This window comes from Mycobacterium sp. (assembly GCF_025933915.1).
In the GTDB taxonomy this organism is placed as follows: domain Bacteria; phylum Actinomycetota; class Actinomycetes; order Mycobacteriales; family Mycobacteriaceae; genus Mycobacterium.
In genome coordinates, this window is the sequence record NZ_JAICZA010000052.1 from 1 (window position 1) to 14,813 (window position 14,813).

Below are 14,813 nucleotides of genomic sequence, written 5' to 3' on the forward strand. Positions count from 1 at the left end.
CCTGACCAGATCAAACTCTGTGGAGCTAAGGGGAATCGAACCCCTGACCTACTCGATGCGAACGAGTCGCGCTACCAACTGCGCCATAGCCCCTGATCGCTAGCAGGCTACCAGCCGCGGCACCCACCGCCGAACGGCCAGCGCTATTGGCCGACGGCGCGCGGCAAGTCCCGGGGCCAACCGTAGGTCCGCATCGCCATCGCGTAGTCCAGGTGCTCGAAGACGGGGTCCTCGTCGTCGATTTCCAACACCACCGCGCCCGGGCGGCGCAACCGCGACGGGACCACGTCGTAGTCGCGGTCGTAGGCGTTCTCGACACCGAGGCGCGCCCGCGCCATCCGCTGTATCCGGCGGCGGCGCACCTTCTCTTCGATGCGCGTCTGGCGCCGCAGATAACCCAGGTACAGCAGGGTGATCCCGATCGCGCTGCCGCACACCCACCAGGCGCTCGGCGAGATCTTGAACGCCGCGGTGGCCGAGCCGACCAGGACGACCGCCATCACCATCAAGACCTTCTTGCGGAACGCGTACTTGCGGGCGCTGACCGCGGCGGTGGTCTTGGCGTCGAGCCGGCGCCGCCGCGCGGCGTTGCGCGGGATCGGGGCCGGCGCTTCGTCGTCGGCGGCGTCGTCGTCCTCGGCGGGCTCCAACCCGGATGAGTCGTCGACGTACTCGTAGCTGTCCTCGTCGTCGTGCCGCGCGACGGCCTCTGTGTCGGCGTCGTCGTCCTCGGCGGGCTCGGCGGTCTCCTGGTCGACGACCTCGTCCGCGGAACCGCTGGTCCCCACCGGAAGTGCGGCCGAATCCTCGACGACATCGACATCGAGGTAGTCGGGCTCGGCAGGCTCGGCCAGCGCCATCTTCATGACCACCGGGCGGCGGCGGCTCAGCTCATCGGTGTCGGCGTCGTCGTCGTCGATTTCCCGGCCGCGGTCGTCGTTCTCGGCGAGGTCGTGCTCCTCGTCGAGGTCGGCGTCGGCCGAGTCTTCGGGCGGCTGCCAGTCGGGATCGCTGCGATGGCCGGCGGCGGGGCCGCTGCGCTTGATCAGCCGGGAGTTGGCCCCGCCGTTGAGGACCCGGGTCGCCAACGCCACGTCGCTGGTGCGGCGCACCGCGTCGCGTTTGCTGACGAGCATCGGCACCAAGACGAACAGCCACAGCACCACGAGCGATATCCACAACAATGACTGCGGGATGCTTGGCATGACGACCTGCTCTCTTCGGTTCTCATCCCCCGCGAAGCCCATCGGTGGCCAACGGGGCCGGGTCATGACGACCAGGACAATTACACACCTGTAATTTCCCTCCCACAAGCACCACGAGTCACTCGTGTCGCGTTAGTCCCAGATCGACAAAAATTCGGTCTCTTCCGGCGCGCCATCGAGGCGCCGAGAAGAGCACGCGCAATCACACCCAGCTGGCGTTACCGGCTCTGACCAGCGCCGATGCCACCGATCCGGTGACCTCTTCGGCGGTGATCGCCATCAGCAGGTGATCGCGCCACGCCTTATCGACCTCGAGGTAGCGCTGCAACACGCCCTCCTGGCGAAACCCCACCTTTGCCAACACGGCCCGGCTGGCGGCGTTTTCCGGGCGCACGGTGGCCTCCACCCGGTGCAACATGACCGGCCCGAAGCAGTGATCGAGCCCCAGGGCCAAGGCCGCGGTCGCCACCCCGCCGCCGGTGGCCGACCGCGGCACCCAATAGCCGATCCACGCCGACCGCAACGCCCCGTGCGTGACGTTGCCGACGGTCAACTGGCCGCAGAAGCGCCCGTCGAGTTCGATGACATAGGGCAGCATGCGTCCCTGGCGCGCCTCGGCACGCAGGCCCGAGCACAACGCCGGCCAGGCGGCCACGGCATGCCGGGCCGTCCAGTCTCCCTCGGAGCTGGGCTCCCACGGCTCCAGGTGCGCACGATCGGTCAGCCGGATCCGGCTCCACTGCGCCCCATCGCGCAGCCGCACCGCCCGCAACCGGACCACGCCGGCCGGGACCCGCAGCGGCCCAACGCTCATGGGCCACCCCGGATGACGAGAATTGGAGCGCAACAGGTTCACGGTGGGCGCAGTCGTTCCGCTCAGCCGCGCTGAGCCAAGAAGGCGACGTCGACGATCTCGCCGGTGCGAATCTGCTCGGCGCCGCTGGGCACCACAACCAGACAGTTGGCTTCGGCGAGGGTGGCCAGCAGGTGCGATGACGCGCCCGGGGCGCCGCCGAGTGCCTGCACCAGATACTCCCCGCTCTCCTGGTCACGCATCAGCTGGCCGCGCAGGTAACCCTTGCGCCCCGCCACCGACGTGATGGGCGAGAGCGTCCGGGCCTGCACGATGCGGCGCATCGGCTGGCGTTTGCCCAGCGACAACCGGATCAGCGGTCGCACCATGACCTCGAAAACCACCAGCGCGCTCACCGGGTTGGCCGGCAACAAAAACGTCGGAACGCCCTCGCGGCCCAGCTGCCCAAAACCCTGGACGGATCCGGGATGCATGCCGACCCGGACCACCTCTATCTCGCCGAGCTCGGAGAGCACCGACCGCACCGCCTCGGCCGCGGCGCCCCCGACCGCGCCGGCGACGACGATGACCTCGGCGCGATTGATCTGCCCCTCGACGATGTCGCGCAGGTCCTTGGGACCACCGCCGATGATCCCGATGCGGTTGACCTCCGCGCCGGCGTCGCGGGCCGCCGCCGCCAGCGCATAGGAGTTGACGTCGTAGACCTGCCCGTTGCCCGGGGTGCGTGAAATGTCGACCAGTTCGCCGCCCAGCGCCATGATCGTGACCCGCGGCCGCGGATGGACCAGGACGCGTTCGCGGCCGACCGCGGCGAGCAGCCCGACCTGGGCCGCGCCGATCACCGTTCCGGCGCGCACCGCGACGTCACCGGGCTGGACGTCGTCGCCGGCGCGGCGCACATAGGCACCCGACGGCGCCCCCCGGTAGATCCGCACGCGCGACGTTCCGCCGTCGGTCCACCGCAACGGCAGGACCGCGTCGGACAGCGTGGGCAGCGGCGCTCCGGTCTGCACGCGGACGGCCTGGCGTGGCTGCAAGCGACTGGGTGTGCGCGACCCGGCCTCGACGGTTCCCATCACCGGCAGCACCAGCCCGTCGCGCCCGTCGTTCTCGGGTGAGTCGTCGATCGGCTCGGGGAGGCTGTCGCTGCCCACCTCGCCGATACCGAGGACGTCGACGCTGCGCACCGCATAGCCGTCGATCGCGGCCTGATCGAAACCGGGCATCGGGCGTTCGGTCACCACCTCCTCGGCGCACATCAATCCCTGCGCCTCGGCGATCGCCACACGTATCGGCCGCGGAGCCACCGCGGCCGCCGTGATCCGGGCCTGCTGCTCTTCCACAGAACGCACAGCGCGCCTCTCTGCCCTCAATCCCGGCGGGCGCCGCGACGGGCGACCCGCTCACTGCGCGGGCGGGGCATCCCCGCCCGGCACCGCTGAGCGTTCCGCCGGCCGGGTTACCGCCGGGCTACTGCTCGGCCAGGCCTAATCGCGCCACCAACCAGTGCCGCAACTCCGGGCCGTAATCGTCACGATCCAATGCAAAGTCAACCGCAGCCTTGAGGTAGCCGCCGGGATTTCCCAAGTCGTGTCGAGATCCGCGGTGCACGACGACATGCACGGGGTGGCCCTCAGAAATCAGCAGCGCGATCCCATCGGTGAGTTGCACTTCGCCGCCGGCCCCGCGCTCGATGCGGCGCAGCGCATCGAAGATGGCGCGGTCGAGCACGTATCGACCCGCCGCGGCGAACAACGACGGCGCCTCCTCGGCCGTGGGCTTCTCGACCATGCTCTTGACCCGGAGCACGTCGGGATTGTCGTCGTCGGGCACCGGCTCGACGTCGAAAACCCCGTAGGCGCTGACCTCTTCGGGAGTCACCTCGATGGCGCACAACACCGTGCCGCCGTAGTGGGCCCGCACCTTCGACATCGTCCCCAACACGCCGGTCGGCAGCACCAGGTCGTCGGGCAGCAGCACCGCGATCGAGTCCTCGTCGTCGGACAGCCGCGATTCCACGCACCCGATCGCGTGGCCCAGGCCCAGCGGTTCGCTCTGCACGACGGACTCGACCTTGATCAGCCGCGGCGCGCGCCGGACCTTGTCGAGCATCGCCGTTTTGCCGCGCTCCTCCAGCGTGCTTTCCAGCACCAGGTCTTCGACGAAATGCGCGACGACACCGTCCTTGCCCTCGGAGGTGATGATCACCAGGCGCTCGGCACCGGCTTCGGCCGCCTCGGCGGCGACCAGCTCTATGCCCGGGGTATCGACGACCGGCAACAGTTCCTTGGGGACCGTTTTGGTCGCCGGCAAGAAGCGGGTACCGAGTCCGGCGGCGGGCACAACAGCCGTGCGTGGCACCACCACGTTTGGGCATGACATTGTTCACACGATAACCCGCATCCACTTTGCCGAGTCGATGTGGCGCGGGCAAAGTCCTGGCTGTCATGGTTGACGCATGGCAACCACGGGCAAGGCCGCGTTGCGCGAACAGCTGCTCACGGCCCGGCGTCGCGTTGCCGACGACGTTCGGGCCGCCGAGGCGCGGCTGTTGCGCGACAAGCTGGAAGCCCTGGAAAGCATGGTGACCAGCGACACCACGGTCTGCGCCTACGTGCCGGTGGGCACCGAGCCGGGGTCGGTCGAGCTGCTGGACATGTTGCTGCGGCGCTCTGGGCGGGTGCTGCTGCCGGTTGCGCGCACCACCGCCCACAACACGCCGCTGCCGCTGTCCTGGGGCGCATACCGGCCCGGCACGCTGACCACCGGCCGGTGGGGATTGCTCGAGCCCCCACGGCCGTGGCTGCCGGCATCGGCCCTGGCGGAGGCCGGCCTGGTGCTGGTACCGGCGCTTGCCGTCGACCGCGGCGGGGTGCGGCTGGGCCGGGGCCGGGGCTTCTACGATCGCTCGCTGTGCGGCCGCGACCCCCAAACACCGCTGGTCGCGATCGTGCGCGACTCGGAATTGCTCGACGAGATCCCGGCCGGTCCGCACGACGTTCCCATGACCCACGCGCTCACGCCGCGGGGCGGATTAATCGCCCTCGTTCCGCGCTGACGTGCCGGGCGCATCGGGAATGAGACCAGTCACGTGGCGGTTCTAGCACTTGAGACGCTAGAGTGCTAGCCAGGTTTGCAATCATCCGGAGGTTTTCGTGCCGACTTACAGCTATCAGTGCACCGAGTGCGACGATCGCTTCGACATCGTGCAGGCCTTCACCGACGACGCGCTGACCACGTGCAAAAACTGCTCCGGTCGGCTGCGCAAGCGCTTCAACTCCGTGGGAGTGGTCTTCAAGGGCAGCGGCTTCTACCGCACCGACAGCCGCGAGTCCGGCAAGAAGTCGAGCAGCTCCAGCAATGGGTCCTCCTCGAGCGACTCGGGATCGAGCTCGGCCTCGAGCGACAAGTCCGGTTCCGGTGAGAAGTCCGGTTCAGCGGAGAAGTCCGGCTCGAGCGAGAAGTCGAGCAGCAGCAGCTCCACGGCATCGGCCGCTGCCACCACCAGCTGAGGGTTATCCACACCGGCGTCGCTGACCGCCAGCCCGCCCAGCGCGTTGCGCCTACCGTTGCGGCGTGGGCGAATCATCGCTGAACCCAGGCGTGTTGAGTCGGCTGTCGCGGTGGATGCGACCGGACTGGACTCGTACCGTGCTGGCGCGCCGTGTCGCCGCGGGCGGGCTCGTCGTGCTGGCCGGCATCGCGGCGCTGCGTTCCAATCCCGACGGTGACTACGCGCCGGTGGTGGTCGCCGAGCATGACCTGCGGCCAGGTGCCGCGTTGACCGCCGCCGACATTCGACTCGAAAAGCGTTTAACCTCAACGGTTCCCGACGGGGCACGAACCGACGTGGGCGCGGTGGTGGGTTCGACGCTGGCCGGCCCGACGAGGCGCGGCGAGGTGCTCACCGACGTCCGGTTGCTGGGCGCCCGGCTGGCCGAGGCCGCAATCGGGTCGAAGGCAGGCCCCGGGGCCCGCATCGTGCCGCTGCACTTGGCGGACGGCGCCTTGATCGACCTCGTTCGCGTCGGGGATGTCGTCGACGTGCTGGCCGCACCGGCGACCGTTTCGCCGGAAACGGCCCACGTCGCCCCCAAGGTGGTGGCCACCGACGCCGTCGTGGTGCTCGTGTCGGCCAAGGAAAAACTCCAGGCCGCCGAGAGCGATCGCGTCGTGTTGGTTGCGCTGCCGGCCCGCGTGGCGAACACGGTGGCGGGCTCGGCGCTAGGTCAAGCGGTGACGCTCACCCTGCACTGAGTGCGTCGCCGCAGCCTCGCACCCCAGATGTACTGGATCAGGCGGCCGTCTGGAGGCTGGCACAGTATTTGCACTTGCGCGCGGCCTCCGGGATGTCGGACTTGCACTCCGAGCACGCCTTGGTCGCCGGGTCCTCGCCGAACACGGTGACCCCACGGCGGGCCTGGATGTGCTTGTAAGGCACCACGATCATGAAGTACACGGCCGTCATGAAGACGATGAAGTAGATGATCGCCGAGATGAACGATCCGATGTCGAGGAAGGTCGCCTTGTTGCTCGCGTCGCCGAGCTGCCAACCGAATCCGAACTTGGCACCGGGCTGCACTGCCGCGATCAGCGGGTTGATCACGCTGTCGGTGAACGCCTTGACGAGGTTCGAGAAGGCCAGGGCTATGACCAGACCGATGGCCACGGTGATCACGTCGCCGCGCATCACAAAACTCTTGAATCCCTTGAACATGCGCATACCTCCCGTAGCGCCCACTATCAGGGCAACGCGCTGCCGCCCCAGAAAACGCTATGCCAGGTTGTGCGCTAGCACACAATTCCCGGACAATTAGTCACCAAAGGTTGACCGCATCGTGACGTCGGCAAACAAAACCCCTCAGTCGAGTCCCCTGCTCAACCGTGGTGTGGGGGCACGTTCTCCCGCAACCACTGTTCGTGCTCGTAGGCGTCCGGGTCGAGGCCGTCCGTTGATTCCTGAGTTCCCGAAGCCGATTCGGCGTCGAAACTGGAAGGTCTGGTCACGGCTAACCCCGGGAACCGCGAATCAAATTTCCAGGCTCGACAACTGCCCAATGATCTGGGCCGCCAACGGATTCAGCGTCGCCATTCCGTCGCGCACCGCATAGCGGGAGCCGGCCAGGTTAACCACCAACGTACTGCCGGACACACCGGCCAGACCGCGCGACAATCCCGCATCGACGATGCCCGCGGACAGCCCCGAGCCGCGGATAGCCTCTGCGATACCCAGGATTTCGCGATCCAGGATCTCGCGGGTGGCCTCCGGGGTGACGTCGCGCGGGGTGACGCCCGTCCCGCCGACCGAGACAACCAGGTCCACCCCGCCGATCACGGCGGTGTTCAGCGCATTGCGGATCTCGATCTCGTCGGCGGCGACCGCGACCACACCGTCGACGACGAATCCGGCCTCGGTCAGCAGTTCGGTGACCAGCGGGCCGCTGTGGTCCTCGTCTCCGTGGGCGGTGCGATCGTCGACCACCACGACCAGAGCCCGGCCAACGACCAATTCCGCACCCGTTTCCATGGGTGCAACCGTATATCCGAGCTCCGACAATCCCGTCGCCGAGGGTTCGTCCACTCTCACTACTGGTCCGCCTTCCCGAGGGTGACCGGCAAAGTTCGGCTGCCGCCGCCGGCGGGATCGGCGAACGTCAGCGTGATCTTGTCGCCGGGCGCCCTGGACCGCACCGCGGCCACGAGTGCGTCGGCGCTGTTGATCGGGCGGTCGTCGACCTTGGTGACGACCACGTTCTTCGGCACTCCGGCGGCCGCGGCCGCTCCGCCCGCGACGACGTCGACAATTTTGGCGCCCGGGGCGCCCTTATCGCTAGTCACCTGAACGCCGAGGGAGGCGTGTGACGCCTTGCCGGTAGCGATCAGCTCGTCGGCGATGCGCTTGGCCTGATCGACCGGTATCGCGAAGCCCAGACCGATCGAGCCGCTCTGGGCGTCCGGCGACTCACCGCCCAGGGTGGCGATGGCCGAGTTGACGCCGACGAGCTGGCCATTCATGTTGACCAGCGCGCCACCGGAGTTACCGGGGTTGATCGCGGCATCGGTCTGGATCGCGTCCAGCACGGTGTTCTGGTTGCCCGACTCACCGGTCGTGGACACCGGCCGGTTGAGCGCGCTCACGATTCCGGTGGTCACCGTGCCCGACAGACCCAACGGCGACCCGATCGCCACCACCGGCTGACCGACGTGGAGGTCCGAGGAGGAGCCCAGCGAGACGGGCGGCAGCCCGGACATGCCCTGCACACGAATCACGGCGATGTCGCTGGTGGGGTCGGTGCCGACGACCGTGAAGGGCGCGGTGCGACCGTCCGAGAAGGTCACCGTGGTTTTCGGCGTCGGGCCGCCGGGAGCCGGCGGAGCCCCGGGCGGGCCTCCGGGACCCTTGGGTGGTGCCGCCGCGGCCGCGACCACGTGGTTGTTGGTCAGAATCAGCCCGTCGGTCGACAGGATGATGCCGGAGCCCTCTTCGGATTGTCTCCCGATATCGGTCTCGAGCATCACGACGCTGGGCACGACTTTGGAGGCGACCTGCTCGACGCTGCCCGGCGGCATGTTCGCGGCCGGGACGCTGGGCGCCGCTCCCACGATGCGCCCGCCGGAATTGCCCGTCGCGTGGTTGCCCAGCTCGACGGCCGTTGCCGCCGCGCCGCCGATACCGGCCGACACGACCGCGATGGCCAGCGCCCCGACGGTCAAAAGCCCTGCGCGAGAACGCTTTCGCGGTTCCGGGGCGGGCATTCCGGGCAGCATGCCGGGAATCGGGCCCGTGCCGGCGCCTCCGGGTATCGGGCCCGCCCCGGGGATCCGGCCGGGCCCGCTGTTGCTGAACGGTTCGTAGGGCGGGCGGAACTGGGTTGTCTGCGACCGATAGCGCCAGTCGAACTGCTGGTTGTACGGCTGCTGTTGCCCCTGGGCATAGCCTGAGGGCCCCGCATGGCTCGGGACGGGCGCAGTCTGATTCGGCGCGGGGGGGTACCCCGGCCGCTGCGGCGGTGGCGAATACCTCGGGTCATTCGTCATGTCGCTAAGTCGCTCTTCCTCTATCTCAGTGTTTCGGCAAGTCGACGGCTGGGTTCAACAGTAGCCGCAGACCTACCTTGCCCGCGCGGACTGAGAGTCCACTGAGATAACGTTCGCCGATTCCCGAGAGTTCGCCTCATCGCCGGTCACCGGCACCGCGGGGTCGGTCGTGGCGCCTACCTGGCCGGTTTCCGGTTCCGACGCGGAGTAGGCCGTCGGCGGCAGCGGCCGCCCGGGTAGCAGCACATAGAAGGAGGTGCCCGGGGGCTGGCCGCCCGGGACGGTGTCCTCGACGCGCAGCAATCCGCCGTGGTTGAGCACGACTTTCTTGACGATCGCCAGGCCCAGTCCGGAGCCCGGCATGGCCCGCGCCGTCGTCGAACGATAGAACCGCTCGAACACCAGGCGACGCTCCTGCGGTGGAATGCCGGGGCCGTGGTCGGCGACCACCAGCTCCGCGTGCGACGGGTCGAGTTGTCGCAGGGTGACCCCGACGTGGCCGCCGGGCGGGCTCCATTTGGCCGCGTTGTCCAACAGGTTCAGGACCGCACGCGAGAGCCCGGCGGCGTCGCCGTGCATCTGCCACGGCGTCACGTCGACGTCGAAGCGAATGTCGTTGCGGCGCCGCCTTACTCGCTCCAGGCTGCGATCGACCACGTCGGCCATGTCGACCGGCTCGTGCACCACCTGGCCGGCATCGTCGCGGGTGAGGTCCACCAAATCGCCTACCAGAGTGGACAATTCCTCGATCTGAGCGAGCACGTCGGCGCGCAGGTCGACCATCTCCTGTTCGGGCAGCCGCGGCGCTCCCGGTTCCATCGACGCCATCAACAGCTCGACATTGGTCCGCAGCGACGTCAGTGGGGTGCGCAGTTCGTGCCCGGCGTCGGTGACCAGCCGCGCCTGCCGCTCCCGCGACTCGGCGAGCGCCCGCAGCATCAGGTTGAACGACTCGGTGAGCCTGGCCAATTCGTCGCTGCCGAACACGGGAATGGGCCGCAGGTCATCGGTGCGTGCCACCCGCTCGGCCGCTTCGGTCAGGCGTGCCACCGGGCGCAGGCCGGCCCGGGTGACCATGCCGCCCGCGACCGCCGCGACCGCCACCCCGACGCCGCCCACGATCAGCAGCACCCAGCGCAGTTTGTTCATCACCGCCTCGGTCGGCTTGAGGCTCTTGGAGATCAGCAACGAGGTGCCGTTCTGCAGGTGGACGGCGAGGATGCGTTGATCGCCGGCGGTACGCCGCGACATGAACAGATCGCCGTGGATGACCGCCTTTTCCGGCGCACCGACCGGCAGGGTCTGACCCGGCTGCTGGGCGGTGTAGATCGCGTGGCCCGGGTTCACCAGGATCGCGTTGACGTCCGAATAGGCGGTGCCTTCGATCGCCTTGCCGGGATCCGCGGACAGTGAACCACTGGCGATCAGCAGTTGCGCCCGGCTTTGCAGTTGGTTGTCGATGTCGCTGTACAGCGCGGCCGAAATCACGGCGTAGACGGCGAATGCCATCAGCACCACGACCATCGCGACCATCGACATCGCCAGCAGCATGACCCGCCACCGCAACGACAGGGAGGGCGTGGCGCGCAGCGGTGGGCGCTGAGGGCGGTGGAACTTGATCATCGTTGGAATTGCGTCGTCACGGTGGTGTCTCCCGGAGGACGTAGCCCACTCCCCGCACCGTGTGGATGAGCCGGGACTCGCCGTCGGCTTCGGTTTTGCGGCGCAGGTAGCCCACGTAGACCTCCAGCGCATTGCCCGAGGTGGGGAAGTCGAATCCCCATACCTCCTCGAGGATGCGGCTGCGGGTGAGCACGCGGCGCGGATTGGCGATCAGCATTTCGAGCAACGCGAATTCGGTGCGCGTCAGGCTGATTCGACGCTCGCCGCGGGTGACCTCGCGGGTCAGCGGGTCCAGGGTGAGGTCGGAGAACTGCATCGCCACCGATTCGGCGTCATCCTCCGGCTTGGTCCGGCGCAGTAACGCCCGCATCCGGGCCAACAGTTCTTCCAGGGCGAACGGCTTCGGCAGATAATCGTCGGCGCCGGCATCCAGCCCGGCGACCCGTTCGGAAACCGAATCGCGTGCGGTGAGCACCAGGATCGGCAGGTCGTCGCCGGTGCTGCGGAGCTGACGGCACACCTCGAGGCCATCCAGGCGCGGCATCATCACATCCAGGACGAGCGCGTCGGGGCGATCGCTGGCGATCCGCTCGAGGGCTTCGACCCCGTCATGGGCCAACTCGACGGAGTAACCGTTGAAGGACAACGATCTACGCAGCGACTCGCGCACCGCGCGATCGTCGTCGACGACCAGTATTCGCACGGCCCCTAGTTTCGTCCCACCGCCTGAGACTGACCTGAGAGGCGCGCCGGTGACGGGCTAGCGGCACTCGCAAGCGCGGCGAAGCCGGGCGCAGCGGGCCGCCGCCATCGGACTAGCGGCGGTCGAGGTCGATCAGGCCGAGGCGGGCCGCCTTGAGCAGCCTGCGTGGGACTTTGTGCCGCTGACCTGCGACCGTGACACCGACGAGCTCGGTCTTCTCGGCCTTCCACTGCGCGCGCCGGCTACGGGTGTTCGCGCGCGACATTCTGCGCTTGGGTACGGCCATGGTCGGGCCTAACTCCTCAATGTGGCTTGCGGTTCGGCATGTCGCGCGGCGTGGCCGGGAGGCCGAACGGGCGACGATCGCGTATCAGGATAGTCGCTGGTCCGCTCGTCGCCAAAACGGACGCCCGCCGGCCCGCGGCCCAGCCGGCCGCGCGGGCACGGCCCTGGCGCACCCGCAACGAAGTGGGATCCTTGACGTGACACCCGCGGTACCCGATAACCTACCGGTTGGTTGGTTGGGTCTCACCGGTGAATCCCTGAATGGAGGACGGGCATGGCCTCTGCTTCCGGTGCTTCCGGTAGTTCGGGTGCTGGCGTCCGGATCGCGAACTGCTCCGGGTTCTACGGCGACCGGCTCTCGGCCATGCGCGAGATGCTCACCGGCGGTGAGGTCGACTACCTCACCGGCGACTACCTGGCCGAACTCACCATGCTGATCCTGGGCCGGGACCGGATGAAGCACCCCGAGCGCGGCTACGCCAAGACCTTTCTGACACAGCTCGAGGACTGCCTGGGTGAGGCCCGCGACCGCGGGGTCCGCATCGTGGCCAACGCCGGCGGCCTCAACCCGGCGGGCCTGGCCGCCGCGATCCGCGCGCTGGCCGACCGCCTGGGTATCGACGCCCGGATCGCCCACGTGGAAGGCGACGACCTGCTGCCGCGTGCCGCGGAACTGGGGCTGGGCAGCCCGCTGACCGCGAACGCCTACCTGGGCGCCTGGGGCATCGTCGACTGCCTGGGCGGCGGCGCCGACGTCGTCGTCACCGGCCGGGTCACCGACGCCTCGGTGATCGTCGGGGCGGCCGCCGCGCACTTCGGTTGGGATCGCACCGACTACGACCGGCTCGCCGGCGCCGTGGTCGCCGGCCACGTCATCGAATGCGGTGTGCAGGCCACCGGCGGCAACTACTCGTTCTTCACCGAGGTCGCCGACCTCCTCCACGCCGGATTCCCCCTCGCCGAGGTCTACGCCGACGGATCCTCGGTGATCACCAAGCACGCGGGCACCGGCGGCCTGGTCAGCGTCGACACCGTCACGGCGCAGCTCCTCTACGAGATCACCGGGGCGCGCTACGCGAACCCCGACGTGACCGCCCGGATGGACACCGTCGAGCTCGAGTCCGACGGCACCGACCGGGTGCGCATCAGCGGCGTGCGCGGGGAAGCCCCGCCGCCCACCTACAAGGTGTCGCTGAACAGCATCGGCGGATTCCGCAACTCGATGACCTTCGTGCTGACCGGCCTGGACATCGAGGCCAAGGCCGAGTTGGTGCGCCGGCAACTCGACGCCGCGCTCACCGTCAAGCCCGCCGAACTCGAGTGGACCCTGGCCCGCACCGACCACGCCGACGCCGACACCGAGGAAGCCGCCAGCGCCCTGCTGCACTGCGTCGTGCGCGACCCCGACCCCGCCAACGTCGGACGCCAGTTCTCCTCGGCCGCGGTGGAATTGGCGCTGGCCAGCTATCCGGGATTTCACGTCACCGCACCGCCGGGCGACGGCCAGGTCTACGGCGTGTTCACCCCCGGCTACGTCGACGCCGGCCAGGTGCCCCACGTCGCCGTCCACGCCGACGGCACCCGCACCGACATCCCTTGTGCCACCGATACTTTGGCGCTGGCTCCGGCCGGCCCCCCGCCGCTGCCCGAGCCGCTGCCGGATGGCCCGATGCGCAGGGCGCCGCTGGGCCGCATCGCCGGGGCCCGCAGCGGCGACAAGGGCGGCTCGGCCAACGTCGGGGTCTGGGTCCGCACCGACGAGCAATGGCGCTGGCTGGCCCACACGCTGACCGGCGAGCGCCTCAAGGAGTTGCTGCCCGAGGCGGCGGACTTCGACGTCGTCCGCCACGTATTGCCGAATCTGCGCGCGGTGAACTTCGTGATCGAGGGCATCCTCGGCCAGGGCGTCGCCTACCAGGCCCGATTCGATCCTCAAGCCAAGGGGCTGGGCGAATGGTTGCGCGGCCGCTACCTCGATATCCCGGAGAGTCTGCTGTGAATCTTTGGACCACGCCCGAACGCGAACAGCTGCGAAAGACGGTGCGCTCCTTCGTGGAACGCGAAATCCTGCCCCACGTCGATGAGTGGGAACGCACCGGCGACCTGCCGCGCAGCCTGCACCGCAGCGCCGGCGATGCCGGACTGCTGGGTGCGGGGTTTCCCGAATCGGTCGGCGGCGGAGGCGGCGACGGCGCCGACGCGGTGATCATCTGCGAGGAGATGCATCAGGCCGGAGCGCCGGGGGGTGTGTTCGCGTCGCTGTTCACCTGCGGCATCGCGGTGCCGCACATGATCGCCTCCGGCGACGCGCGGCTGATCGAGGAATTCGTCCGGCCGACGCTGACCGGCGAGAAGATCGGTTCGCTGGCCATCACCGAACCCGGCGGCGGTTCCGACGTCGGGCACCTGCGCACCTCGGCCGTGCGGGACGGCGACGACTACATCGTCAACGGCGCCAAGACCTACATCACCTCCGGGGTACGCGCCGACTACGTCGTCACCGCGGCTCGCACCGGAGGCCCTGGCGCGGCGGGGGTTTCGTTGATCGTGGTCGAGAAGGGTATGCCCGGCTTCGAGGTGACGCGCAAGCTGGACAAGATGGGCTGGCGGTCCTCGGACACCGCGGAGCTCTCCTACACCGACGTCCGGGTGCCGGTGGCCAACCTGGTCGGCCATGAGAACAGCGGCTTCGCACAGATCGCACAGGCATTCGTCTCCGAGCGCATCGGCCTTGCCGCGCAAGCATATTCGAGCGCGCAACGATGCCTGGACCTGACGGTGCAATGGTGTCGCGACCGTGAGACGTTCGGTCGCCCATTGATCTCACGGCAATCGGTACAGAACACTCTGGCCGAGATGGCCCGGCGCATCGACGTGGCCCGCGTCTACTCGCGCAGCGTGGTGGACCGTCAGCTCGCCGGCGAGACGAACCTGATTCCGCAGGTGTGTTTCGCCAAGAACACCGCCGTCGAGGCCGGCGAATGGGTCGCCAACCAAGCCGTCCAGCTGTTCGGCGGCATGGGTTATATGGCCGAATCCGAGGTCGAACGCCAATACCGGGACATGAGGATCCTGGGCATTGGCGGCGGGACCACCGAGATCCTGACCGCACTGTCCGCCAAACTCCTGGGGTTCCAATCATGAC

The 14,813-nt window shown here is 68.7% G+C and carries 16 protein-coding genes and 1 tRNA gene; 5 read left to right on the plus strand and 12 right to left on the minus strand.

The window, feature by feature from the left end; translation table 11 throughout:
* Nucleotides 1-20: 20 nt before the first annotated feature.
* From Q0W90_RS10655 to Q0W90_RS10675, 5 genes are all read right to left on the minus strand, one after another.
* Nucleotides 21-93 (minus strand) — tRNA-Ala (locus Q0W90_RS10655).
* A gap of 50 nt (nt 94-143) precedes the next feature.
* Entirely contained in the window at nt 144-1,205 is a 1,062-nt protein-coding gene (gene glpR, locus Q0W90_RS10660; RefSeq protein WP_297774480.1) for a gephyrin-like molybdotransferase receptor GlpR, read from the minus strand.
* Nucleotides 1,206-1,407: 202 nt separating this feature from the next.
* A complete protein-coding gene (locus Q0W90_RS10665; RefSeq protein WP_297599334.1) occupies nt 1,408-2,061 on the minus strand; it encodes a GNAT family protein in 654 nt (217 codons plus the stop codon).
* Nucleotides 2,062-2,081: 20 nt separating this feature from the next.
* Nucleotides 2,082-3,371 carry a gephyrin-like molybdotransferase Glp gene (gene glp / locus Q0W90_RS10670; protein ID WP_297599335.1) on the minus strand — a complete coding sequence of 430 codons (1,290 nt, stop codon included), beginning with the start codon at nt 3,369-3,371 and terminating at the stop codon, nt 2,082-2,084.
* Between the two features lie 118 nt (nt 3,372-3,489).
* Nucleotides 3,490-4,401: a UTP--glucose-1-phosphate uridylyltransferase gene (locus Q0W90_RS10675; protein WP_297599336.1), complete on the minus strand. Its 912-nt coding sequence runs from the start codon at nt 4,399-4,401 to the stop codon at nt 3,490-3,492.
* A 76-nt stretch (nt 4,402-4,477) separates the two neighbouring features.
* Between Q0W90_RS10675 and Q0W90_RS10680 the strand changes: the two genes are divergently transcribed.
* From Q0W90_RS10680 to Q0W90_RS10690, 3 genes are all read left to right on the plus strand, one after another.
* Nucleotides 4,478-5,077 carry a 5-formyltetrahydrofolate cyclo-ligase gene (locus Q0W90_RS10680; RefSeq protein ID WP_297774483.1) on the plus strand — a complete coding sequence of 200 codons (600 nt, stop codon included), beginning with the start codon at nt 4,478-4,480 and terminating at the stop codon, nt 5,075-5,077.
* Nucleotides 5,078-5,174: 97 nt separating this feature from the next.
* Nucleotides 5,175-5,531: an FmdB family zinc ribbon protein gene (locus Q0W90_RS10685; protein ID WP_297599351.1), complete on the plus strand. Its 357-nt coding sequence runs from the start codon at nt 5,175-5,177 to the stop codon at nt 5,529-5,531.
* A gap of 64 nt (nt 5,532-5,595) precedes the next feature.
* Entirely contained in the window at nt 5,596-6,276 is a 681-nt protein-coding gene (locus Q0W90_RS10690) for an SAF domain-containing protein (protein ID WP_297599350.1), read from the plus strand.
* A 37-nt stretch (nt 6,277-6,313) separates the two neighbouring features.
* On the opposite strand, the gene Q0W90_RS10695 is transcribed toward Q0W90_RS10690, so the two are convergent.
* The 7 genes from Q0W90_RS10695 to rpmF all read right to left on the minus strand — a co-directional run bounded on the left by Q0W90_RS10695 (nt 6,314) and on the right by rpmF (nt 11,669).
* Nucleotides 6,314-6,736 (minus strand): MscL family protein, encoded by a 423-nt coding sequence (locus Q0W90_RS10695; protein ID WP_297599349.1) that lies wholly within the window; start codon nt 6,734-6,736, stop codon nt 6,314-6,316.
* Nucleotides 6,737-6,897: 161 nt separating this feature from the next.
* On the minus strand, nt 6,898-7,026 hold the full coding sequence (locus Q0W90_RS10700) for a hypothetical protein (protein WP_297774486.1): 129 nt from the start codon (nt 7,024-7,026) through the stop codon (nt 6,898-6,900).
* Between the two features lie 22 nt (nt 7,027-7,048).
* The gene (locus Q0W90_RS10705; RefSeq protein ID WP_297599347.1) at nt 7,049-7,546 is read right to left on the minus strand and encodes a MogA/MoaB family molybdenum cofactor biosynthesis protein; all 498 of its coding nucleotides are present in this window, start codon (nt 7,544-7,546) and stop codon (nt 7,049-7,051) included.
* Between the two features lie 59 nt (nt 7,547-7,605).
* Nucleotides 7,606-9,057, minus strand: coding sequence for a trypsin-like peptidase domain-containing protein (locus tag Q0W90_RS10710; RefSeq protein ID WP_297774488.1), 1,452 nt, complete (start codon nt 9,055-9,057; stop codon nt 7,606-7,608).
* A 72-nt stretch (nt 9,058-9,129) separates the two neighbouring features.
* Nucleotides 9,130-10,680: a HAMP domain-containing sensor histidine kinase gene (locus Q0W90_RS10715; protein ID WP_297599345.1), complete on the minus strand. Its 1,551-nt coding sequence runs from the start codon at nt 10,678-10,680 to the stop codon at nt 9,130-9,132.
* 16 nt (nt 10,681-10,696) lie between these two features.
* Nucleotides 10,697-11,383 (minus strand): two-component system response regulator MprA, encoded by a 687-nt coding sequence (mprA, locus tag Q0W90_RS10720; RefSeq protein ID WP_297599344.1) that lies wholly within the window; start codon nt 11,381-11,383, stop codon nt 10,697-10,699.
* Between the two features lie 112 nt (nt 11,384-11,495).
* Nucleotides 11,496-11,669 (minus strand): 50S ribosomal protein L32, encoded by a 174-nt coding sequence (gene rpmF, locus Q0W90_RS10725; RefSeq protein WP_003872812.1) that lies wholly within the window; start codon nt 11,667-11,669, stop codon nt 11,496-11,498.
* Nucleotides 11,670-11,942: 273 nt separating this feature from the next.
* Between rpmF and Q0W90_RS10730 the strand changes: the two genes are divergently transcribed.
* On the plus strand, nt 11,943-13,667 hold the full coding sequence (locus tag Q0W90_RS10730; RefSeq protein WP_297599343.1) for an acyclic terpene utilization AtuA family protein: 1,725 nt from the start codon (nt 11,943-11,945) through the stop codon (nt 13,665-13,667).
* Entirely contained in the window at nt 13,664-14,812 is a 1,149-nt protein-coding gene (locus Q0W90_RS10735) for an acyl-CoA dehydrogenase family protein (RefSeq protein ID WP_297699097.1), read from the plus strand. The genes Q0W90_RS10730 and Q0W90_RS10735 overlap by 4 nt, the downstream gene beginning before the upstream one ends.
* The last annotated feature ends 1 nt before the right edge of the window (nt 14,813 follow it).